The sequence below is a fragment of the Paenibacillus sp. TY11 genome (assembly GCF_059772165.1).
Genome location: NZ_JCBAIQ010000012.1, coordinates 193,523 through 213,963 on the forward strand (window position 1 = coordinate 193,523; position 20,441 = coordinate 213,963).

26 protein-coding genes are annotated in these 20,441 nt (G+C 46.0%); 19 read left to right on the forward strand and 7 right to left on the reverse strand.

The window, feature by feature from the left end:
• The first annotated feature begins 18 nt into the window (after nucleotides 1-18).
• The 6 genes from AC6EJC_RS15720 to AC6EJC_RS15745 all read left to right on the forward strand — a co-directional run bounded on the left by AC6EJC_RS15720 (nucleotide 19) and on the right by AC6EJC_RS15745 (nucleotide 5,338).
• The gene (locus tag AC6EJC_RS15720) at nucleotides 19-888 is read left to right on the forward strand and encodes a CheR family methyltransferase (protein ID WP_444954781.1); all 870 of its coding nucleotides are present in this window, start codon (nucleotides 19-21) and stop codon (nucleotides 886-888) included.
• Between the two features lie 19 nt (nucleotides 889-907).
• Nucleotides 908-2,578: a hybrid sensor histidine kinase/response regulator gene (locus AC6EJC_RS15725; protein ID WP_444954782.1), complete on the forward strand. Its 1,671-nt coding sequence runs from the start codon at nucleotides 908-910 to the stop codon at nucleotides 2,576-2,578.
• 100 nt (nucleotides 2,579-2,678) lie between these two features.
• Nucleotides 2,679-3,017, forward strand: coding sequence for an STAS domain-containing protein (locus tag AC6EJC_RS15730; protein WP_444954783.1), 339 nt, complete (start codon nucleotides 2,679-2,681; stop codon nucleotides 3,015-3,017).
• 18 nt (nucleotides 3,018-3,035) lie between these two features.
• Nucleotides 3,036-3,488, forward strand: a complete 453-nt coding sequence (rsbW, locus tag AC6EJC_RS15735) for an anti-sigma B factor RsbW (protein ID WP_444954784.1) — start codon at nucleotides 3,036-3,038, stop codon at nucleotides 3,486-3,488.
• Nucleotides 3,485-4,258 carry a sigma-70 family RNA polymerase sigma factor gene (locus AC6EJC_RS15740; RefSeq protein WP_444954785.1) on the forward strand — a complete coding sequence of 258 codons (774 nt, stop codon included), beginning with the start codon at nucleotides 3,485-3,487 and terminating at the stop codon, nucleotides 4,256-4,258. Before rsbW ends, AC6EJC_RS15740 begins: the two co-directional genes overlap by 4 nt.
• A gap of 120 nt (nucleotides 4,259-4,378) precedes the next feature.
• Nucleotides 4,379-5,338, forward strand: coding sequence for a magnesium transporter CorA family protein (locus AC6EJC_RS15745; protein WP_444954786.1), 960 nt, complete (start codon nucleotides 4,379-4,381; stop codon nucleotides 5,336-5,338).
• Nucleotides 5,339-5,453: 115 nt separating this feature from the next.
• Here AC6EJC_RS15745 and AC6EJC_RS15750 read toward each other — a convergent pair whose 3' ends face one another.
• The 4 genes from AC6EJC_RS15750 to AC6EJC_RS15765 form a co-directional block, all read right to left on the reverse strand.
• Nucleotides 5,454-5,930, reverse strand: coding sequence for a DUF5665 domain-containing protein (locus AC6EJC_RS15750; RefSeq protein ID WP_444954787.1), 477 nt, complete (start codon nucleotides 5,928-5,930; stop codon nucleotides 5,454-5,456).
• 95 nt (nucleotides 5,931-6,025) lie between these two features.
• Nucleotides 6,026-6,430: a YtxH domain-containing protein gene (locus tag AC6EJC_RS15755; RefSeq protein ID WP_444954788.1), complete on the reverse strand. Its 405-nt coding sequence runs from the start codon at nucleotides 6,428-6,430 to the stop codon at nucleotides 6,026-6,028.
• A gap of 43 nt (nucleotides 6,431-6,473) precedes the next feature.
• Entirely contained in the window at nucleotides 6,474-6,731 is a 258-nt protein-coding gene (locus AC6EJC_RS15760) for a GlsB/YeaQ/YmgE family stress response membrane protein (protein ID WP_444954789.1), read from the reverse strand.
• A gap of 138 nt (nucleotides 6,732-6,869) precedes the next feature.
• Nucleotides 6,870-7,574 (reverse strand): phosphatase PAP2 family protein, encoded by a 705-nt coding sequence (locus AC6EJC_RS15765; protein WP_444954790.1) that lies wholly within the window; start codon nucleotides 7,572-7,574, stop codon nucleotides 6,870-6,872.
• Between the two features lie 233 nt (nucleotides 7,575-7,807).
• Here AC6EJC_RS15765 and AC6EJC_RS15770 point away from each other — a divergent pair, with 233 nt between their 5' ends.
• Nucleotides 7,808-8,527: a pirin family protein gene (locus tag AC6EJC_RS15770; protein WP_444954791.1), complete on the forward strand. Its 720-nt coding sequence runs from the start codon at nucleotides 7,808-7,810 to the stop codon at nucleotides 8,525-8,527.
• Nucleotides 8,528-8,724: 197 nt separating this feature from the next.
• Here AC6EJC_RS15770 and AC6EJC_RS15775 read toward each other — a convergent pair whose 3' ends face one another.
• Entirely contained in the window at nucleotides 8,725-8,952 is a 228-nt protein-coding gene (locus AC6EJC_RS15775; protein ID WP_013373034.1) for a DUF1128 domain-containing protein, read from the reverse strand.
• Between the two features lie 120 nt (nucleotides 8,953-9,072).
• On the opposite strand from AC6EJC_RS15775, the gene yyaC reads away from it, so the two are divergent.
• Both yyaC and AC6EJC_RS15785 read left to right on the forward strand, forming a co-directional pair.
• Complete coding sequence (gene yyaC, locus AC6EJC_RS15780) at nucleotides 9,073-9,663, forward strand: spore protease YyaC (protein WP_444954792.1); 591 nt, start codon at nucleotides 9,073-9,075, stop codon at nucleotides 9,661-9,663.
• Between the two features lie 88 nt (nucleotides 9,664-9,751).
• The gene (locus AC6EJC_RS15785) at nucleotides 9,752-10,546 is read left to right on the forward strand and encodes an alpha/beta fold hydrolase (RefSeq protein ID WP_444954793.1); all 795 of its coding nucleotides are present in this window, start codon (nucleotides 9,752-9,754) and stop codon (nucleotides 10,544-10,546) included.
• Between the two features lie 94 nt (nucleotides 10,547-10,640).
• Here AC6EJC_RS15785 and AC6EJC_RS15790 read toward each other — a convergent pair whose 3' ends face one another.
• The gene (locus AC6EJC_RS15790) at nucleotides 10,641-11,207 is read right to left on the reverse strand and encodes a pyridoxamine 5'-phosphate oxidase family protein (RefSeq protein ID WP_444954794.1); all 567 of its coding nucleotides are present in this window, start codon (nucleotides 11,205-11,207) and stop codon (nucleotides 10,641-10,643) included.
• 401 nt (nucleotides 11,208-11,608) lie between these two features.
• On the opposite strand from AC6EJC_RS15790, the gene AC6EJC_RS15795 reads away from it, so the two are divergent.
• Together AC6EJC_RS15795 and AC6EJC_RS15800 are read left to right on the forward strand one after the other, a co-directional pair.
• Complete coding sequence (locus tag AC6EJC_RS15795) at nucleotides 11,609-12,265, forward strand: DUF6483 family protein (protein ID WP_061831456.1); 657 nt, start codon at nucleotides 11,609-11,611, stop codon at nucleotides 12,263-12,265.
• Nucleotides 12,252-13,466 (forward strand): class I SAM-dependent methyltransferase, encoded by a 1,215-nt coding sequence (locus tag AC6EJC_RS15800; protein WP_444954795.1) that lies wholly within the window; start codon nucleotides 12,252-12,254, stop codon nucleotides 13,464-13,466. Before AC6EJC_RS15795 ends, AC6EJC_RS15800 begins: the two co-directional genes overlap by 14 nt.
• Before the next feature lie 80 nt (nucleotides 13,467-13,546).
• Here AC6EJC_RS15800 and AC6EJC_RS15805 read toward each other — a convergent pair whose 3' ends face one another.
• Nucleotides 13,547-13,870, reverse strand: coding sequence for a dehydrogenase (locus AC6EJC_RS15805; RefSeq protein ID WP_103050295.1), 324 nt, complete (start codon nucleotides 13,868-13,870; stop codon nucleotides 13,547-13,549).
• Nucleotides 13,871-14,014: 144 nt separating this feature from the next.
• Here AC6EJC_RS15805 and uptA point away from each other — a divergent pair, with 144 nt between their 5' ends.
• The 8 genes from uptA to gatB all read left to right on the forward strand — a co-directional run bounded on the left by uptA (nucleotide 14,015) and on the right by gatB (nucleotide 20,363).
• Nucleotides 14,015-14,629, forward strand: coding sequence for an undecaprenyl phosphate transporter UptA (uptA, locus tag AC6EJC_RS15810; RefSeq protein WP_444954796.1), 615 nt, complete (start codon nucleotides 14,015-14,017; stop codon nucleotides 14,627-14,629).
• A 1-nt stretch (nucleotide 14,630) separates the two neighbouring features.
• Nucleotides 14,631-15,200, forward strand: a complete 570-nt coding sequence (locus tag AC6EJC_RS15815; RefSeq protein ID WP_444954797.1) for a thioredoxin family protein — start codon at nucleotides 14,631-14,633, stop codon at nucleotides 15,198-15,200.
• Nucleotides 15,201-15,203: 3 nt separating this feature from the next.
• Nucleotides 15,204-15,833, forward strand: a complete 630-nt coding sequence (locus AC6EJC_RS15820; protein ID WP_444954798.1) for an MBL fold metallo-hydrolase — start codon at nucleotides 15,204-15,206, stop codon at nucleotides 15,831-15,833.
• A gap of 241 nt (nucleotides 15,834-16,074) precedes the next feature.
• The gene (locus tag AC6EJC_RS15825; protein WP_444954799.1) at nucleotides 16,075-16,284 is read left to right on the forward strand and encodes a hypothetical protein; all 210 of its coding nucleotides are present in this window, start codon (nucleotides 16,075-16,077) and stop codon (nucleotides 16,282-16,284) included.
• A gap of 80 nt (nucleotides 16,285-16,364) precedes the next feature.
• Nucleotides 16,365-16,751 carry an ATPase gene (locus AC6EJC_RS15830; protein ID WP_444954800.1) on the forward strand — a complete coding sequence of 129 codons (387 nt, stop codon included), beginning with the start codon at nucleotides 16,365-16,367 and terminating at the stop codon, nucleotides 16,749-16,751.
• A 367-nt stretch (nucleotides 16,752-17,118) separates the two neighbouring features.
• Complete coding sequence (gene gatC / locus AC6EJC_RS15835; RefSeq protein WP_013311910.1) at nucleotides 17,119-17,406, forward strand: Asp-tRNA(Asn)/Glu-tRNA(Gln) amidotransferase subunit GatC; 288 nt, start codon at nucleotides 17,119-17,121, stop codon at nucleotides 17,404-17,406.
• A gap of 27 nt (nucleotides 17,407-17,433) precedes the next feature.
• Nucleotides 17,434-18,891, forward strand: coding sequence for an Asp-tRNA(Asn)/Glu-tRNA(Gln) amidotransferase subunit GatA (gene gatA / locus AC6EJC_RS15840; protein WP_444954801.1), 1,458 nt, complete (start codon nucleotides 17,434-17,436; stop codon nucleotides 18,889-18,891).
• 26 nt (nucleotides 18,892-18,917) lie between these two features.
• A complete protein-coding gene (gatB, locus tag AC6EJC_RS15845; RefSeq protein WP_444954802.1) occupies nucleotides 18,918-20,363 on the forward strand; it encodes an Asp-tRNA(Asn)/Glu-tRNA(Gln) amidotransferase subunit GatB in 1,446 nt (481 codons plus the stop codon).
• Nucleotides 20,364-20,441 lie beyond the last annotated feature (78 nt).

The window sequence follows — 20,441 nt, forward strand, 5'->3', positions numbered from 1 at the left end:
AGGAATTGGAGAGAGATTATGACATCGAAGGATATGGCGGATAATGCTGCTAAAGAATTAGAATCGAACGACGCTGAGCGGGAAATGATTGAGATTGAGCTGTTGCTGGAAGGAATTCATCGGCTGTACGGCTACGATTTTCGTAACTATGCTCTGTCTTCGATCAAGCGGCGTATTTATTATCATGCGCAGTCCGAGAATGTAAGCACGGTATCAGGACTTCAGGAGAAGGTGTTGCATGATCGCAGCGCCTTCGACAGACTGGTACAGAGCCTTTCAATTCCGGTGACGGAGATGTTTCGCGACCCGGAGCTGTTTCTGAATTTTAGGCAGAAAATCATACCGATTTTACGGACATATCCGTACATTCGAATATGGCATGCGGGTTGCTCCACAGGTGAGGAAGTATATTCTATGGCGATCTTGCTGCATGAGGAAGGCTTATATGATAAGGCCCGCATTTATGCGACGGATATGAATAACCTGTCTTTACAGCAGGCGAAGGAAGGCGTATACGGGATCGACCGAATGAAGCTGTATACCAAAAATTATTTGGAGTCGGGGGGCACACAATCGTTCTCTGAATATTATACAGCCAAGTATGATTCAGTGATGTTTCACCCCTTTTTACGGAAAAATATCATTTTTGCGGAGCACAACTTAGCGACAGACCGGTCCTTTAACGAGTTCAATGTTATTTTTTGCCGGAATGTCATGATCTATTTTAACGACGAACTTCGCAACCATGTACATGGGTTGTTTTATGATAGCTTGAGTCATTTTGGTGTGTTGGTGCTTGGGGCCAAGGAATCCATACATTTTACCGATTATAGTGATTCCTACGAGCCGCTGGACCGGATAGAAAAGATCTACCGGAAGATTAAATAGAGATGTTTAGGAGGATTCCATGGGGCTTCATGAACCGATTCATATATTGCTGGTAGATGACAGACCTGAGAACCTGCTCGCTCTTGAGGCGGTGCTGGAGAGTGAACAATATAATCTGGTAAAGGCCACATCCGGGGAAGAAGCGCTACGATGTTTATTAAAAGATGAATTTGCACTCGTAGTCCTCGATGTGCAAATGCCGGGTATGGATGGAATTGAGACTGCAAAGTTAATCAAGGCCAGAGAGAAAACGAAGGATATTCCGATTATCTTCATTTCAGCTAACAGCAAGGAAGCGGAGCATTTGTTTGCGGGATATTCAGCGGGTGGTATTGATTATATGGTGAAACCATTCATCCCTCAAATTCTCAAGTCCAAAATTGAAGGCTTCGTGCAAATGTATTTGACGAACAAACGCTTGAAGACACAGTCCATGCTGCTTCACCAGAAAACGCAACAGCTGGAGAAGATGAACAGCGAACTGATTGCCGCCAAGGAGGCAGCAGAGATTGCTGCCAATGCCAAAACGGAATTTCTGGCGATGATGAGCCATGAGATCCGCACACCTATGAACGGCGTCATTGGCATGATTGATCTGCTGATGGAGACAGAGCTTCAAAGCGATCAACAGGAATATGCCGATATCATCCGCCGCAGTGCAGACGCGCTTGTAGCAGTCATTAATGATATTCTGGACTTTACTAAGCTGGAGTCGGGCAAAATGGAGGTAGAGGAATATCCTTTTGATCTGGTTTCCTGTATCAAGGAAGTTTTCAGCCTATTTACGGTAGAAGTGAACCGAAAGAATTTGGAACTGGTTTATTTTCTCGATGAACAGATGCCTCCTGTGTTATATGGAGATATGGGAAGATTGCGTCAAGTAATGATTAACCTGGTATCCAATGCTGTCAAATTTACAGACCGGGGCGGGGTGTATGTCTTCGCATCTGTCAAAGAGCGTAGCGACAACGGACTTACCGTTGAGTTTTCTGTGAAGGATACAGGCATTGGTATTGATCCCGCTAAGGTTGGAAGGTTGTTTCAGCCCTTTTCCCAACTTGATTCTTCAATGACGCGTAAATATGGTGGAACCGGTTTAGGACTCGCTATTTGCAAAACTTTGGTGAATATGATGGGCGGAGATATCCGTGTAGATACGAGCGGAGAACAGGGTGTGACGTTTCATTTTACAATGAAGCTTGGCTTTGCTCAGGAAAATGAATTGGAGGGGGAGTCCAGCCACGATTGGGAAATTCCACATCAGGAGTCTCCAAGCCGTAAACCTGTACTGGTCGTGGATGACCATCCGATCAATCAGAAGCTGATGGTCAATATACTGGATAAGCTCGGCTTGGCTTCAGACGTAGCAGCAGATGGGCAACAGGCGCTTGAAATGGTCCTAGCTAATCAGGATTATGACTATATCTTTATGGACTTACAGATGCCTGTGATGGACGGTCTGGAGTGTACGGGTAGAGTACGTGAACAATTGGCTGGAAGATCCCAACCTGCCATTATCGCCATGACGGCTAACGTCATGGAGGGTATTCAGCCTCGATGTATTGAAGCTGGGATGAACGATTATATTAGTAAGCCCGTTAAAATCAGCAGTGTAAAACAGGCGCTGCTACGGCATTCTCCGGACCATTTTCCAATGCAGTCAGGTAAAGATCAAATCAATGAGGCTTAGATGGTGGCATTTGGAAGGTGTATAAAAAGTTATACCGTGATTCAAGCGCTCGTATAATGGGTTAGTATGTAGGGAAATCTTTTTTCGGGAGAGTAGGCCTATGAATACAAATAAAAATGAGAAGTTCAATGCGATTACAGAAACAAGCGATGGCGTAAATACCGTTTATCTGAGTGGAGAATTGGATCTTTCGGTGGCACCTGATTTTCGTCTGGTGATGGAGCCTTTGGTGGAGGAATCCAGCCAGGATTTGATTATTAACTTGAGAGACCTTAAATACATTGACAGCACGGGCATTGGTATTTTGTTATCCATTTTAAAAGCAAGGCATGGAACGGAGTCTCGCTTTGCTGTTCAAGAGGTACCGCCTCAAATTCAAAAGCTGTTTGATATGACCGGTATTGCCAAATTCTTTGTCCCACAGGAGAATTCCCAATAGGAAAGGAAAGAAAAAGAAATGAATGCTCAAATTCAAAAAGTAGTTCTTAATTTGCCGGCAACTGCTGACTTTGTTGATATTGTAAGATTAAATTTATACGGTATTGCCGCGAAAATGGGATTCTCTTATGAGGATATTGAAGACATGAAAGTGGCTGTATCGGAAGCCTGTAATAACTCTGTTCTTTATGCATATGGTCATGAGGGGGGAATCGTGGAAGTTACGTTCGAATTTGACGAAGCTTCGTTGTCCATTCGTGTCAAAGATGAAGGGGAGAGCTTTGAACGCGTTGAGGACCCGTCCCGTATCGCATCCTTGCATGATAAGGAGTTGAATGATGCGCAGATAGGCGGATTAGGCTTTTATCTCATGCAGGCGCTTATGGACGATGTCCATATCTTGAATGAGACAGGAAAAGGCACCGAAGTGGTGCTGGTAAAGCGTCTGACCAGAAGTGAGGAAAGAGTATGAATGAAAAGGTAACTCCCCCGGAGTCGATGGATGAAGCCGTTGGTCTAATCTGGGAGTACCAGCAAACAAAAGATAACGAGATTGCTACCGTGCTGATCCGCAAGTATGAGCCGATGGTCAAGATGGCTGCCGGGAAGATCTCCCGTAACCGTCCAGACTTATACGAGGATTTATATCAGACCGGTCAGATGGCTTTGATTCGTCTGCTTCAGCAATACGATATCAGCTTGGGTATCCCATTTGAACCGTACGCTATGAAAAGTATGCTGGGACATATGAAAAATTATTTGCGCGACAAATCCTGGTACATCCAGGTTCCTCGCCGTATCAAGGAAAAGGGTGCGCTTGTTCAACATGCCATTGATGAACTGACCGTTAAACTGGAACGTTCGCCAAATGTGAACGAGATTGCGGCATATTTGGATCTTAACGTAGAAGAAACGATCGAGGTGCTTGCTGGCCGTGAGTGCTACCATTATGTTTCACTGGACTCGCCTTTATCCCAGGAAGAGAGTGCAGCTACGTTAGGTGAGCTCATTAGCTCAGATGCTAACGATTATGACACTGTGGAAAAACGGATGGATTTGCAGCAGGCTTTAAGTCAACTGAAAGAGCAGGAACAGAAAGTGCTTCTTCTGGCATTTCAGGACGGCCAATCTCAACGTGCGATTGCGCAGACGTTGGGCGTATCGCAGATGAGCGTTTCCCGTATTCAGAAGCGTGCAACGGAAAAGTTGAAGCAGATTATGTCTAATTCCTCTATTTCATGAGAAGACCGCGGAATTCATGGCTTAAAATATTTGACGTCACCTCGTAAGGACACGTTATTCCAATTAGGGAAGCGTGTCCTTTTTAAAGCGGAAAAAGGAAAGGGAGGAAGGTTGGAATTCATGACAGCATTTGAACAGATTTCTTCCTTTCGTGGAGGATGGGAATGGTGGGACATTAGTGTTGCAGACTGGCAGGATTCGATCATACATCACTTGAAGGAGAAGCTCCCAGAGGCTGCAGAATGGCTGGACAGGGTAGAGGACATTCCATCAAGCTTTATTTCTGTGCGCTTTCCAGATGGCAATCAGCCCTTGATGTGCGGGTCGCTGATCTATTCCGTTCAGGAGGAGATCGATAGTCAGCGAAATTGTAACAAGTTTTATTTTCTGGTTCTGAACCAGAAGTTAGTGACGTTAAATCTGGATCAAAATACCCGTGAAATTATGCACACTGCGGAACGCCAAAAAATGCTGGAACAGTGTGAGAACGCAGCAGACGGCATGTTTGTATTGGCCAGAGCAGTGCTTCATTATTTTCATACAGGGATGGATAAGTTTGAGATCAACCTGAGAAGACTGGAAGAGGACATGGAGAAAAGAAATGCACGTACGCTGATGGATTCTATATTGAATGCGCGTTTCGAGCTGTTGTATTGGAGCAATATGTTCATTCCTTTTTCAGAGCTGGTTACGGCTTCCCGGGAGGCGTATCTGGATGAGCTGGAGAAGAATCGCTTTTTTAAACAGTTACTTTACCGTGTCACTCGGATGGAGGGGCTTTTCCTTCATTATGAAAAGGAAATCGACACACTGATCTCCATTGACGACGCCATTTCCGCCTTTAGAGGCAATGAGATTACGAAGACGCTCACCATTGTGACCGCCGTATTTACACCTGCAACTGTAGTGGGCGCCATTTGGGGCATGAACTTTGAAAATCTGCCCTGGATTAAAACAGGCTGGGGTTTTACCGCCGTGATTATTGCGACTCTGCTAAGTATGGCGGGGATGTACGGCTGGCTGATGATGAAGGGGTGGACAGGAGACTTATTGAAAGCGAACAAGCGCAACAAATTGTAGCGGCTACTTACAGCATTACCATTTACATATAAAAAACGATCCATCGTTACTGAGGCTCTTTTGGGAGTCTATTACCGGTTACGATGGGTCGTTTTTTGCATGAGATAGAGGACAATTACTTAGTACCTTGGCTCATTTTGATATATCCTAATAATTCAGCGATGAAATCTCCGATGACCGGAAGATTTAACTGTACTAGGAAACTGAGCAACCAAGCGAGTAAGGCGAGTATGACCACCGTACCCAGCGTAAGGCCGAGACCCCGTGCAATGCCTGCCGTCAGATTACTCATGATTCTTCTTTTAGTACTGGAGTAGTTCTCCAGAATATCACGGAATTCTGCTCTTTCCAGCGTATCTGCTATTTGATCTAAGCGTTTATTTAGCCGCTTGACCTCATGGCGTAGCTCAAAAGGATGCTCATTTACATCAAAGTCTCTCTCGTGAGCATGCGTTTTAACATGATTATGAGTAGAAGAAGCTCGCTTGGATGAAACCTCATCTGGCTGATCTTGAGCCTGTTGGGGATGAAAGGTTCGTTTGTTGTTCGCGGTAAGATCATCTCCATAGGAGTTTGGCTTGTTCATTGTCATCCCAGCCTTTCTATCATTTAAAAACAGCCAGCTTCTTGCATGCTGGCTGTTCAGTGTTTAGGGGCTTATTTTTGTTGTCACAGAATGTGTAGCTATTAGGAAGTGGTATTCAATTGTTTCTGCGTATCCTTGGCCGCCTGAGCCGTTGCATCCATAACTTCTTTATCCGCTTTGGCCGCTTCATTAGCGACATCGGCAGAGGCTTTGGTTACGCTGGATACGATGTTGTCTTTGCTCTCGGATACCGTTTTGGCTACATCTGCTGTTTTGGTGGAAACGGTCTTGGCCAAATCCGTCGCTTTGCTGCTGACTACGGACGCGACGTCTTTTGTTTTATCGGAGACAACTGTCATTTTATCAGACAGATCGCTACGCAAATCACGACCCGGCTTCGGCGCGAATAGCAAGGCTGCCGCAGCACCAATCAAACCCCCAATGAATAAACCCTTTGCAAAACCTGAAGTATTACCTACCGTATTTTGATTGTCGATGTTACTCATGTTATATCACTCCTCTTATAGAATAAAAAAATATATATAAATGTTAGGTAGCCCTTTTTACTAGCCTGGACACAAGTCCGAGCAAGAACACGAACAATGCGGTTCCAAGTATGGCTGGAATGACTGCAAAATCTCCGATGACTGGACCCCAGTCTCCCAGTATCATGACACCGAGCCAAGCTCCTACAAATCCAGCAATCATAGAGCCCAAAATGCCGCCAGGCATTTCATGACCAGCCAGTGCGTCGCCAATCAATCCGATAATAATAGCCATTACAATACTTAGTACAATTCCCCACACAAGGATCGCCCCCCCTTATCCTGAATTCACAAAACCATAACGTTTTTGATGAATGCTGAGCTTCGATATTGCTTTGCCTTGCTTACTTCGTATATAAACGTTGTGACCCTGAGTGAAACAAAAAGCCGTCTCGGATGTTTACGGGCGGGGAGTGGAAGAAAGCTTCATGCGTGCTCGCCAGTAGATCACAGGAACGGTAAACACCAGCCAAATGATACCTGCAACATAGCCACCCACAATGTCGGTAGGAAAGTGAACTCCTAAATATACGCGGCTTAGTCCAATCAAGAGAATGAGCAGTGCTCCAAGAACGCACGGAAGGAAGAACGCACGATTATTAATCTTTCGTTCTATAGCCCAAATGGCAAATATCATTCCGTAAAATCCCATGGAAATCATCGCATGACCGCTGGGAAAACTGTAGCCCCCGGCTTCAACCAAATGTTGAAGTGATGGACGTTCCCGTTGCAAAACTTCTTTAATGAGCGTATTCAGCACCCACATCGCCGTAAAGCTGCTTAGGATAGCAAAGGGATAAGCTTTTGAGCGAAGATAGACCCAGCACAAGGTGGCAGCACCGAGGGCGATGAGTAACGATATGCGGAATGAACCGAGAGACGTAATGAATATAGCGACGGGGAGCAGTTGGTAATGAGCAGCCGCTGTGTCTGGAAAAACGACATCCTGAATACGTTCATCCCAATATAGAAAAGGAGCTGTGCCAATCCATCGTACAGAATAGGCAATAAGCAGCAAGACAGCGATCATGATAATAGATGCAGACAGACTGCGACGCAAATAGCTTGGCAAGAACCGGGATCGTTGAGGTTCATGGGATAGCATATGTAATAAATCTCCTCCTTATGGCTGTAATAGATTCAAATTTGCGTACTATTAACTTAACCAATAATGAACTTGAGAGCAAAACCCGACAGAGACGACAGGCTGATTGACGCATATAAGCCCGGGGTAAAGGGATCGTATTACAGCGTTTGTAAATGCCAGGGCCGGAAGTGGATTAGGAATCACAAAGTAAGGGCTGCTTTACGGCACTGGAATCCATGGAGGTGTTAAGAATGATTAAAATAGTGACATCAGCAGAAAGACATACCTCAAATAAAGGATGGATTCATAGTGAGTTTAGCTTTTCGTTTGCTGATTATGAAGATCCGAGCAATGCGCATTTTGGCTGTATGCTAGCTCATAATGATAACGAGCTTAAACCGCAGCAAGGCTTCAAACGACATCCGCATCACGATTTGGAAATCGTCACTTATGTAATTGAAGGCCAACTGCATCATAGCGACAGCTTGGGACATGAGCAGGATTTGAAAAGCGGCTCGATACAGGTTCTAAGTGCAGGCACCGGAATTGAACATGAGGAGCGAAATACTGGGGATGAAAGACCGGTTCGCTTTTTGCAAATGTGGTTTTTACCCGAGAGTCCTGAGATTCAGCCTTCTTATCAGGTGCAAAGATTCAAGCACAGTGAACGTCTAAATCGACTTCAGCCCGTTGTGTCTGGTTCAGAAGTAGAGGGAGCGCTATCCATCGCACAGGATATAACTTTGTATCTGAGCAGATTGGAAAAAGGACAGCAGCTTGAATATCCGCAGCAAGAGGAGCGCCGCACCCACATTTATGTAGTTAGCGGTCATGTGGAAGTTGCGTGTCAGGATGGGGATTTTCAGTTAGGACCTGGCGATGCCGCGCGAATTCAGAAAAGCTGTACATTAAAAATACTAGCTACAGGTAATGAGGATATATCTGAACTGGTGTTAGCGGATTTGCCTTGAAGCATCCATGAGGGAATGAAAAGTGTATGAAAATATGTATATGCAATCGAAAAAATAAAGCTCGTATCCCGTTGCGCGTCTATTGATGCGACCGGAGATACGAGCTTTATTTACGGTGACAGGGCCACTACAATAATAGGTTGTTGCTCATGATGATAGGTTGTAATACAGCTACGCTGTCTGTCCTACGAGCTGAATCAGGAGGACTTGCGCAATCTGCCCAGTTCAGAAACAATAGCTTCAACCTCTGAAATGCTCAGGTTGGGCTTGCTTATCACCATATCATAGACATCATGGATGTCCTCGTATTGCTCCAGCGAGAAAGCGGAAGCCTGCATAGCAGCACCACTCGCCATACGAAGCTTGGTTTTAATGCCCTCAATCATATACTCAATGTTGGCATGAGACGGTACAGACAAATCCATCGTTAATATTCCATCCTTTCATAACAGGGGAAGTTGCCTGTATTGTATCATGTTTTTGTTGTAGAATGTACTGAAAGCCAGATTACCGATAAACAACCGAATCAAGGAGGATGGACAAAGTTGTCTTTGTATAATCGAGCTTCCGCATCCGGTCGCTCCCCCTTAGATCATAATGTAGAGAAAATAAATCGCGAAGGGCTCGCACCGTTCTTCCGAAAAATTCAACATCAGCATGCTATAGATAAGTTAACCTTTGTCTGTATCGGTACGGATCGCTCGTCGGGTGACTCACTCGGTCCGTTGGTAGGCACCATGCTCAAGGAGCAAGGCTTTCCGCACGTGATTGGCACATTGACGGAGCCCTGTGATGCGGATCATCTGGTTTCATACTTGGAGGGTATTCCCCAAGATCATCATGTGATCGCCATAGATGCTTGTCTTGGACAACAAGGCTCAACAGGAATGTTTCTTGTTGCCCGTAAACCGCTAACTCCTGCGCGATCGGTCGGGCTGTCTCTGCCGTCTGTCGGTCATTATAGCGTTGCAGCGATTGTGAATGAACGCAGTCCCAAACCCTATTGGACACTCCAAATGACGTCGCTTCACCTGGTTATGACGATGGCTGCACATATTGCGAATGCGGCGGCTTGCGAATTTGGTTTAAAAACAGCTTCGCAAGATTTTCCAGAGGGCTACCGTTTCAGATATTGATGGTCTGCTTAATAATATACATCAGCATGTTCTACTTACTAATATATTCAGCTCCAATAGATTATATACAGAGAAGGAAGGGTTCCATATGGAAAAGGTATTATGCGAAGGAACGACGATCTGCTATGCCGAACAGGGCAAAGGAGATCCGATCATTCTGTTGCACGGGTTTTGCGGGAGCTCCTCCTATTGGGATGAGGTTGTTCCCTTGCTGTCCCAAAGCTATCGTTGTATTGTTCCAGACTTGCGTGGACACGGACGCAGCGATGCTCTACTCGGAGCCTATACTATTGATCAAATGGCAGATGATGTGCTTAAACTTCAAGAACAGTTGGACATCCCTCAGGCTGCGTGGTTTGGTCACTCCCTAGGAGGCTATTTAACCCTTTCTGCAGTACAGAGATATGCAGAGCGTCTTACAGCCTTTGGGCTGATTCACTCCACGGCTTATGCAGATACGGAGGAAGGTAAAGAAAAGCGGAACAAAGCCGTATCCACCATTCAAACAGAGGGGATTACGACCTTTGTAGATGGACTCGTACCAGGGCTGTTTGCTCCTGAACATGTGGAGTCCATGCCCAGCCAACTACTCAAAGTCAAAGAAATTGGCTACAAAACGCCACCACAAGGAGCCGTAGGAACATCACTGGCTATGCGCGAGCGTTCTGACCGTCGGGATGTGTTGTCGGCTTCTGCCTTGCCAGCCCTTTTAGTGGCAGGTGAGCAGGATCAGGCGGTTCCTCCAGCGCGGACGTTTACAACAGATCGGGCCGGAGTAACTCAGGTTACTATACCGAAAGCCGGTCACATGAGTCTGTTCGAGGCACCGGAATTATTAGCTAATGCCATCTTGACATTTTTGGATCAAAACTTGAAAAGGTAGACTAAGGTAAGCCCAAAAACCGGAACCTTCTGATGTGATAAACAGAAGGTTCTGGTTTTTTGTGTAGTCAATTATTTTTAGGTGTGTAAGGTGTCTAATTTATATTGCTTTTGTTAAAGGCAAACGCTGTCGGCAAACCGTCAATACTCTCCAGATTTTTCTCATAGGCATATTTTTTAAGTGCTTCTTCTCCCATCTGAATCGAGACTTCCTTCAGCTTTTCCCGTTCGCTCGTGTATGTCATAAAGGGAACCGCAAAACCACATGAATTCTGCACCATGTGAACGTCCACAACAATGATTTGTCTTGCACCGGGAAGCGGGTTGAAGAGAGGGTACAGTTCATTCCATTGCTTAGTATCGGGCAGCGCGACGGTACCAGTACCATAGAGCTTTAGTACACTGGGAGCGCCCTCAAATGCACAAAACATGATGGTTACCCGTCCGTTCTCGATAATGTGGGCGCTTGTCTCGTTGCCGCTTCCCGCCAAGTCGAGATAAGCTACCCTCTGGCCTGATAGAATACGGAAGGAATCATATCCCTTGGGGGAAAGGTTAACGTGCCCTGTCTTGGATAGCGGTGCTGATCCTACAAAGAAAATGTGCTGCCGCTGTATAAACTCTTGATGTTCCGGTAATATCGAGCTAAATTGCTTACCCAAACTCCATCATCCTTTCTCACAAAAACATTCATATAAATTTTTTGTTTCTTAAGAAAATAATTACTAAGAATTATTTTATGGAATGTTTAAATATACTGATTGTATTTTTGTTTCGTATGAAACAAAAATAACATGAGACTAACGCATAATCAATATTAAATTTTTGAAATACTTGTAATTCGTTATTCGCATGATCGGCTACAAAACACTGTACTATCGGAATGTTATATACCATACGTGATTTTCTGAGTGTCGGATCATTGATGTTATAAATTATTTGTAATTGTGTTAAGTGGTATTTCTGCATGTGGGGCATTTGGCTTTTAGACAAGGATGTCTTACAATCAGAAGGGACAGGGTTCCTGGTTGTCTAGGCATCGGGATGAAAGGAAGGGAACGGCTTGCTTAGAAAAGATTATTTGCTCAGTATGATGGAAGAATTGACATCCGCAGTAGCATCGGTGCTCGGTCTAAGGCGTGAAAATAAACACGTCGAAGCGCTGAAACAACTAGATGACCTGCTCAACAAGCAGTTTCGTCTTCGTTCAGATTTGCTTAGACGATTGCCGCCGGAACAAATTATTGAGCTTTTCCGATTGGGCCCTGGAATTGAAGCGGATAAGCTTCAGCAGGTGGCTCGCATTTTGGAAGAAGAAGCCGTGATTTACCTGGAAACCAGCAGAACAGACGAGGGCATACGAATCTTGATGAAATCTCTTCATTTATATTTGTACAGCGATACGAATGGCGCGACTCGTGATCTGCAGGTCCTGCCTGAACGAATAGCGTGTATCGTAAAACTGGTGCGTGAATATGAGCTTCCCCCTGAAACCAGCAAACTGTTAGCTGTTCATTACGAGCGAGAAAACAGGCTGGACGAAGCCGCCGATGTCTGGTTTGGATTGGCATGGGAGCAGCCAGAGCTTCTATCCGAAGCGGAGGCGTTTTACAGTCACTTACTGGATAAGACCAATGCAGAGCTGGAGCTGGGTGGAATTTCACGCCAGGAAGTCACCGAGGGTTTGACCGAGATCACCCAATTACATGAAAGAAAGTGAGATGTACCTTTTGGATTCACTGCGCGAACTTATATACCAATTGACTACGGGAGGATCCCTCATAACAGCGACGCTGAGTCAGCTTCGCAAACGGGAGGATGCTTCTTTTACTAAAGTACAAATCAAACCAGTGGAATTGAGAAACAAGCTGCATTACCAGTTTGCTTTTCATTACAGCAACAAAGTCATTCATGAAAATCTGACCCCTGACGAAGCTAATGAGCGCATGACTGCCTTGTTTGAGGACACGTTCCGCCAAGGACTTCTATGTGCCAAGGATGCAGACTACCAGGTGCTAATCAGTAAAAAATATAAAGTATCCATTCTGACAAAGTCACCGAGCAAAAGTAAAGCCGACCTGTCACATAATCGCAAAAAGCAATATGTGCTTGAGGAAGGAGAGCGAATTCCTTTCCTGATTGAGCTAGGGATTATGAATGAGGACGGTAAGGTACTGGCCCGCAAGTACGATAAGTTTCGTCAGATTAACCGGTTTCTCGAAATGGTGCAGGATGTATTGCCTAGCCTTCCGGTAGGCCGCCCATTGACGATTGTGGATTTTGGTTGTGGCAAATCGTATTTGACCTTTGCTCTGTATCACTATTTGGCTGTACAGCAAAAACGACCATTGCAGATCGTTGGTTTGGATTTGAAGGCAGATGTTATTGAAACCTGTAATCTTCTGGCTCAAAAGCTGCAATATCGACAGTTGGAGTTTCTGGTCGGTGATATCGCAGACTACAACGAACTGGAGAAGGTGGATATGGTCGTTACCTTGCATGCCTGCGATACAGCAACGGATGCTGCGCTGGAAAAGGCCGTCCGCTGGGGAGCATCCGTCATTTTGTCGGTTCCGTGTTGCCAGCATGAGCTGTTTAGCCAACTGGAAAATCCGATACTGGAGCCGTTGCTCTCTCATGGTATTTTGAAGGAGCGCTTTTCTGCACTGGCAACGGATGGAATCCGGGCCAAACTGCTGGATATGATGGGATATCGGACACAGCTGTTGGAATTTATCGACATGGAGCATACACCTAAAAATATTCTGATTCGTGCCGTCAAAGGCCAAGCGGGAGAGCAGTCCGTTCTGTGGCGTGAGTACACAGCATTTCGAGATTTTATTCATGCTGATCCTTATTTGGAACGCGCTTGTGCGGATTTGCTTCCCGAAGGAGCGGGGAAGAAGCAGACACACAGCTAGGAATATAGTAAAAGTGGAGCCACTGCGGGGTGGCTCCACTTTTTTGTAGTTCACATTTCATGGTTGCAGTACGCAAACATCTACCCGCCATAGGCACTTCTAAAAGCGGTGCACAAGACATCGCGATCCACCTTCCACAATGCCGCGAGTTCCTCGCTGACATCTTCGTCCCACCAGTCGCACAGTAGTTTGCGATTGCTATGGTTTTCCGCAATCCAGATGAGGTGTCCGACGACCTTGCGGCAGTATAGCTCCTCACCCTGCTTGACCAGATCAGGAGCAATGTGAACAGGCAGACGCTTGCAGGTTCGGTACAGCTCTTTGCTGCACGCGCGGCGGATACCACGAGCCGTGGGTAAACGGGATTGTGAATTGTCATGTTTGGGGAATTTGCCGGGAGGCATATTGTACCCCCTCCTCTCTCTCACAACTTATGCGGATAGAGGAGCTGGGGTCACTGACCTCCCTATTTGAGCGAAGTGGCGACTTGTTCTGCCGCTGTGATACACTAATGAAAATAGAGAAACAGGCAGGGAGTGGGAATAAAAATGGACTATATATCTAGTATCATTAATTATTTGTTTGAGATCATTCGTAGTCTTGGGTATTTTGGTATTATGCTAGGCTTGATGGTTGAGGTCATTCCAAGTGAAATTGTCCTTGCTTATGGTGGCTTTTTAGTGTCCTCGGGTCATATTAATTTTTTTGGCGCGGTCGTTTTTGGAACGATTGGCGGGGTGCTGGCCCAGCTGTTTATTTACTGGATTGGGCGCTATGGCGGCAGACCGGTATTAGATAAGTATGGGAAATACATACTCATCAAAAAAAGTCATGTCGACCATGCTGAAGCCTGGTTTAACAAATACGGCACAGGGGTCATTTTCACAGCTCGCTTTATCCCTGTTGTGCGTCACGCGATCTCAATCCCTGCCGGGTTGGCTCGAATGAACGTATGGCGCTTTATTATTTTGACGACGCTAGCGATTATACCTTGGTCTGTTTTGTTTATATATTTAGGTATGCTGCTGGGAGACAAGTGGGAGCAAATTGACGAAGTGGCAGCACCTTACATCAAACCGATTTTGCTGGTTGCCCTTGCGCTCTTGATCATTTATTTTGTTATCAAATGGATTATGTCCAAAAACAAAAAAGGAAGTGTATAACATGAGCCGTACTAATGTATCGCAATACTTCGGAAAGGGCTTAAGCCCTGAACAGTTTATGGAAGGTATGGAAAAGAACAAAGAAGCTTTCCGCTCCGGGTACGATCAGTTTGTGTGGAATAGCGAAGAGGATCGAGAATATTTTGAGAGCCTGAACCATCGGGATGATTTGCGTGTGCTTATTTTGGCCGCCGACTGGTGTGGGGACGTGGTACGCAATGTGCCAGTTGTGTTCCGTGCGCTAGAGAATAGCGGGATTCCGACCGAAGTATTAATCTTGGAAAACCATCAGGCACTGATGGACGACTTCCTGACAATGGGCGGACGTGCTGTGCCGATCGTGATTTTTGCGGATACAGGAGGTCACGTACTCGGCCACTGGGGACCACGCCCTGCACATGTCCAACAAATAATGATCGGGTTCAAACGTGAAAATCCGGATCGGGAAGCCGAAGATTATCAAGAAAAAATCGCAGTTGCTCGCAAAGAAATGGCTGAAAAATATGGGGAGGGAACCGAGGTCCATCCTGTGATTGTTCAGGAATTACGCGAGCTGATCTCGGGATTTTAATTTATGACGTTATCTATTCGCAGCTTTAATCTCGGCCCACTCCAAACGAATGCTTATTTGCTTCAAGGGGATGATCCGCAGCGCGCTGTTATTATTGATCCGGGGATGAATCCGGGTCCTTTATTGAGAGCTATTGAGCCGCTGACCATTGAAGCTATCCTGCTGACTCATGCCCATTTTGACCATATCGGAGGGGTGGAGGAGATTCGCAATGCCAAAGGATGTCCAGTTTATCTGCACGCCTTGGAGCAGGACTGGCTCACATCTCCTAAGCTGAATGGCTCTTTGATGTGGCCAGAGGCAGGCCCACCGATCTCGACGGAACCTGCCGAATATGATTTGGCGGAAGGTCAGCAATTGAATCTAATCGGGCACACGTTCAAAGTTTTCCATACACCGGGCCATTCACCTGGAAGTGTTAGCTTTTTGTGCGGCAAGGATCTTTTCTCCGGGGATGTGCTATTTCGTCAGGGCGTCGGACGCACGGATCTGACTGGGGGTCGGGAACGAGACCTGTACGATTCCATTCAGAACAAATTGTTTCCGCTCGGAGATGACGTTATAGTCTATTGCGGTCACGGGCCCAAAACATCCATCGGTTATGAGAAAGCCAATAATCCGTATATCCGGTAAATGTGATGAACGTTGTCAGGGGGCAAAATCAAAGGTGTGACAGGTTTTGCCCCAATTCGACAACAAAATATAAATTATGTATAGACAAAGGTTTTTATTTTTGTTAACATAAATTTATTAAAGTTACATACTAAACTCGCGAAGCACGCAAGCTGTGGATGAATCCCGGTTTGCGTTCTTTTTTTTGCCCATTAAGAGGATAAAGAGGCATGGTGCCGTCAGATCACAAGGGGGAGCAAGAATGAAAAGAAAACATATATATGGGGTTCAACGTGAGAATGGAGGTAGTCTCCGTGTTCCCAATATAATAGATATTGAAGATTCTGTGACAGGTTCCGAGCCGAAGATCATAACTTGGAAAAAGGTGAAACGACGGGGCGGAATCCTTACACAAAACTGGCATGTAAGGCTGAATGAACACAGGCTGGGACGTGGAGACGGTCGATTATGAAGATACATAGATGATATAGACAAGCTACTTTTTTTTTAGTAGACTTAGCAGATAAGTTCAGACAAACGGGGGGGCTAACGATGCATCATTTAGGAGCTAGAATTATGATCGTCGCGGATGCTTTTGAGCAGAATCTTCCTGTGGGCGAACATGGTTATATCATTGCTTACGACCGTAATGCGGACAATGCTTTTGACTATGTCATTCGCGTACCGAAGGTGAATCGCAATTTTTTTGTACCATCCGGGGACATCGAGCTGGAAGAGAGTATTCTCAAGCTGGAAGCCGAGCGGATTGAGCGTGAAGCGCTGATAGATTACGCCCTTGCTACTCATAATGAGAAACTGTTCATGCATGTGATGAACGGTGGTCTTGATTCGGTAGAGACTGAGGAAGAAGAAACCGCGGCAGAGTTGCTGTCACAGGCTGATTTTATCAGACAAGTCAATTTGCGTGCTTGGATATAGGAGTCGGCTACTGCCGACTCTTTTTAAGAATATATAATGGGCACGATCTCAGCTCCTATAGCTTTCTCGAAAGAGCACCGAGAGGTGCTTTTTTTATATTCTTTTAGCTACATTTACCTCATTAATGTACAGTTTGCTTCTGTACCGCGTCAAAGATTGAATTGTAAAGGGTTCTATCCTATAATTAAAAACGTTATTTCGAAGTTCGGTGCAGCATTTTTTAATATCAGGATTTTGCAAAATTCGATTCCAGTCGCTCCGAAGTGCAAGATATAACCGAACTAAACCATTTCGATCTATATCTTGTTCATTGGAAGTCGCTTATTGGATTTTTGCAAAATCCTCATATACATGAGGAGGGTTTTATATGAACATTTCCACGGAAGATGTCCGTCACGTAGCCAAGCTGTCCCGGTTGAATCTGACCGCGGCTGAGGAAGAAACGATGACAGGACAATTAAACGCCATTCTCCATTACGCGGAGAAGCTGAATGAGCTGGATACGGAGCAGGTAAAACCGACCACTCATGTGCTGCACGTCAGCAATGTCATGCGGGACGACGAAGTTCGCGAAAGTTTGACACACGAGCAAGTGATGCGCAATGCACCTGAAGAAGAAGACGGACAGTTTAAGGTTCCTGCTGTTCTGGAATAGATTTCACATTTGAAAGGAGGATGCAAATTGAGCTTGTTCAATAACACATTGCCGGAAATACATAACAAGCTGCATCAAAAGGAAATTTCCGTGAGTGATCTGGTGGGACACGCTCTGGAGACGATTGGTGCGCGGGAAGACAAGATCAGAGCCTATATTACCGTTGACGAGGAACAGGCCCGTGCATCCGCACGTCAGCTGGATGATCAGCTGATTTCCGGAGAGGAACGCGGATTGTTGTTTGGTCTGCCGGTTGGTATTAAGGATAATATCGTGACGGAAGGGCTGCGTACAACATGTGGCAGTCAGTTTTTGAAAAATTTTGATCCCGTTTACGATGCCACAGTTGTTGGCAAATTACGCGCAGCACAAACCGTGACACTCGGTAAAATGAATATGGATGAATTCGCCATGGGCGGCTCTAACGAGAACTCCAGCTTTTTCCCAGCACGTAACCCTTGGGATTTGGAACGTGTTCCCGGCGGTTCCAGTGGCGGCTCGGCTGCGGCTGTTGCAGCGGGTGAGGCTTATTTCACACTCGGTTCCGATACAGGTGGTTCCATTCGCCAGCCCGCTTCTTATTGCGGCGTAGTTGGCCTGAAACCAACCTATGGTCTGGTATCCCGTTTTGGACTGGTGGCCTTTGCCTCCTCTTTAGACCAAATTGGACCCATTACAAAAAATGTTCAGGATTCGGCCTATGTCCTGCAAGCCATTGCAGGCTATGACGAGAAGGACTCCACTTCTGCGAAGGTAGACATTCCTGATTATTTGAACGCTTTAACCGGAGATGTAAAAGGACTTCGTATCGCTGTGCCTAAAGAGTATCTTGGTGAGGGCGTAGATCCACAGGTCAAGGAAAAGGTGCTCGACGCACTGAAAACGCTGGAAGGATTGGGCGCGGTATGGGAAGAGGTATCTCTTCCGCACACGGAATATGCGGTAGCGACATACTACCTGTTGGCTTCATCCGAAGCGTCGTCCAATCTGGCCCGCTTTGACGGCGTGCGTTATGGTGTACGCTCTGACAATCCGGATAACCTGCTCGATCTGTACCATCAGTCCCGCACGCAGGGGTTTGGTCCCGAGGTGAAGCGCCGGATTATGCTGGGTACCTATGCACTCAGCTCTGGGTACTACGATGCCTATTATTTGAAAGCTCAAAAAGTGCGTACACTGATCAAACAGGATTTTGATCGTGTATTTGAACAATATGATGTGATTATCGGACCTACTGCGCCGACAACAGCCTTCAAAATCGGCTCGCAAGTGGATGATCCATTGACGATGTATTTGAACGATATTTTGACGATTCCGGTGAGTTTAGCTGGCGTGCCAGCCATCAGCATTCCTTGTGGTCTTGCAGATGGAATGCCAGTCGGACTACAAATTATCGGAAAAGCCTTTGACGAGTCTTCCGTGCTGCGCGTAGCCCATGCTTTTGAACAAAATACTGAATTTCACAAGCAGCGTCCGCAGCTGTAATTTGCCAAAAAGGAGGGAACCTATTCATGTCTACAACTACATCCAAATATGAGACGGTCATCGGACTTGAAGTGCACGTGGAATTGCATACGAAGTCTAAAATCTTTTGTGGATGCTCGACATCCTTCGGTGCACCACCAAACTCTCATACATGTCCGGTCTGTCTCGGACATCCAGGGGTATTGCCGGTATTGAACCGTCAGGCCGTTGATTATGCGATGAAAGCAGCAATGGCGCTTAATTGCACCATTGCTGATGTGAGCAAGTTTGACCGCAAAAACTATTTTTACCCCGATTCACCCAAGGCTTACCAAATCTCACAATACGATCAACCCATCGGCGAAAATGGCTGGATTGATATTGAGGTGAACGGTGAGACAAAGCGTATCGGTATTACCCGGCTGCATCTGGAAGAGGACGCAGGGAAATTAACCCATGTTGATGGGGGCTACGCGTCTTTGGTCGATTTTAACCGGGTCGGCACACCATTGGTCGAGATCGTTTCGGAGCCGGAAATATCTTCGCCGGAAGAAGCCAAGGCTTATCTGGAAAAAATACGTGCGATTATGCAGTATTGTGACGTATCCGATGTGAAGATGGAGGAAGGATCACTTCGTTGCGACGCGAATATCAGTCTTCGTCCGCGTGGACAGAAAGAGCTGGGAACCAAAGCTGAACTGAAAAACATGAACTCCTTCCGTGGCGTACAGCGCGGATTGGAATATGAGCAGTTCCGGCAGGAGCAGACACTGGACGAAGGCGGCACGATTGTACAGGAGACTCGTCGTTGGGATGAGGCACAGGGTAAAACTTTATCCATGCGTGGTAAGGAACAGGCCCATGACTATCGTTATTTCCCAGACCCGGATCTTGTTACACTGCATATAGATGAGGAATGGAAAGAGCGCATCCGTGCTTCGATTCCTGAATTGCCTGACCAGCGTAAAGCACGCTACACTTCGGAATATGGATTACCTGAGTATGATGCACAGGTAATTACGTCCTCCAAGCCATTGGCGGATTTGTTTGAGGATAGTCTTCAATACACCAAGGATGCCAAAGCAGTATCCAACTGGATTATGGGGGATTTACTGGGCTATTTGAACAGTGCCAGTGTGGAGCTGTCGCAGGTTAAATTGACAGGTCGGGGCTTGGGTGAAATGATCGGACTGTTGGAGAAAGGAACGATCAATAGTAAAATTGCTAAAACGGTCTTCAAGGAAATGCTGCAAAGTGATAAACTGCCACAGCAAATTGTTGAAGAAAAAGGGCTTGTACAAATCAGTGATGAGGGAGCAATCCTGACAATTGTCGAGCAAGTTGTAGCAGCTAACCCGCAATCGGTCGAGGATTACAAAGCTGGCAAGCAAAAGGCCATCGGCTTTCTAGTCGGTCAAGTGATGAAGGAGAGCAAGGGTAAAGCAAATCCTGGCCTCGCTAATAAGTTGCTGACGGAAGTACTGAACCGCTAATGGCATAGATTTGACAGGGGCTTGTCTTTTAGGGACAGGCCCCTTTTGCATAAACGCTGAGAACGATTGGACGCGAAC

Coding starts and splice junctions, on each gene's coding strand:
- AC6EJC_RS15720 (WP_444954781.1), top strand. CDS start 19: ATGACATCGAAGGATATGGCGGATAATGCTGCTAAAGAATTAGAATCG.
- AC6EJC_RS15725 (WP_444954782.1), top strand. CDS start 908: ATGGGGCTTCATGAACCGATTCATATATTGCTGGTAGATGACAGACCT.
- AC6EJC_RS15730 (WP_444954783.1), top strand. CDS start 2,679: ATGAATACAAATAAAAATGAGAAGTTCAATGCGATTACAGAAACAAGC.
- rsbW (WP_444954784.1), top strand. CDS start 3,036: ATGAATGCTCAAATTCAAAAAGTAGTTCTTAATTTGCCGGCAACTGCT.
- AC6EJC_RS15740 (WP_444954785.1), top strand. CDS start 3,485: ATGAATGAAAAGGTAACTCCCCCGGAGTCGATGGATGAAGCCGTTGGT.
- AC6EJC_RS15745 (WP_444954786.1), top strand. CDS start 4,379: ATGACAGCATTTGAACAGATTTCTTCCTTTCGTGGAGGATGGGAATGG.
- AC6EJC_RS15750 (WP_444954787.1), bottom strand. CDS start 5,930: ATGACAATGAACAAGCCAAACTCCTATGGAGATGATCTTACCGCGAAC.
- AC6EJC_RS15755 (WP_444954788.1), bottom strand. CDS start 6,430: ATGAGTAACATCGACAATCAAAATACGGTAGGTAATACTTCAGGTTTT.
- AC6EJC_RS15765 (WP_444954790.1), bottom strand. CDS start 7,574: ATGCTATCCCATGAACCTCAACGATCCCGGTTCTTGCCAAGCTATTTG.
- AC6EJC_RS15770 (WP_444954791.1), top strand. CDS start 7,808: ATGATTAAAATAGTGACATCAGCAGAAAGACATACCTCAAATAAAGGA.
- AC6EJC_RS15775 (WP_013373034.1), bottom strand. CDS start 8,952: ATGGATTTGTCTGTACCGTCTCATGCCAACATTGAGTATATGATTGAG.
- AC6EJC_RS15785 (WP_444954793.1), top strand. CDS start 9,752: ATGGAAAAGGTATTATGCGAAGGAACGACGATCTGCTATGCCGAACAG.
- AC6EJC_RS15800 (WP_444954795.1), top strand. CDS start 12,252: ATGAAAGAAAGTGAGATGTACCTTTTGGATTCACTGCGCGAACTTATA.
- AC6EJC_RS15805 (WP_103050295.1), bottom strand. CDS start 13,870: ATGCCTCCCGGCAAATTCCCCAAACATGACAATTCACAATCCCGTTTA.
- uptA (WP_444954796.1), top strand. CDS start 14,015: ATGGACTATATATCTAGTATCATTAATTATTTGTTTGAGATCATTCGT.
- AC6EJC_RS15815 (WP_444954797.1), top strand. CDS start 14,631: ATGAGCCGTACTAATGTATCGCAATACTTCGGAAAGGGCTTAAGCCCT.
- AC6EJC_RS15820 (WP_444954798.1), top strand. CDS start 15,204: ATGACGTTATCTATTCGCAGCTTTAATCTCGGCCCACTCCAAACGAAT.
- AC6EJC_RS15825 (WP_444954799.1), top strand. CDS start 16,075: ATGAAAAGAAAACATATATATGGGGTTCAACGTGAGAATGGAGGTAGT.
- AC6EJC_RS15830 (WP_444954800.1), top strand. CDS start 16,365: ATGCATCATTTAGGAGCTAGAATTATGATCGTCGCGGATGCTTTTGAG.
- gatC (WP_013311910.1), top strand. CDS start 17,119: ATGAACATTTCCACGGAAGATGTCCGTCACGTAGCCAAGCTGTCCCGG.
- gatB (WP_444954802.1), top strand. CDS start 18,918: ATGTCTACAACTACATCCAAATATGAGACGGTCATCGGACTTGAAGTG.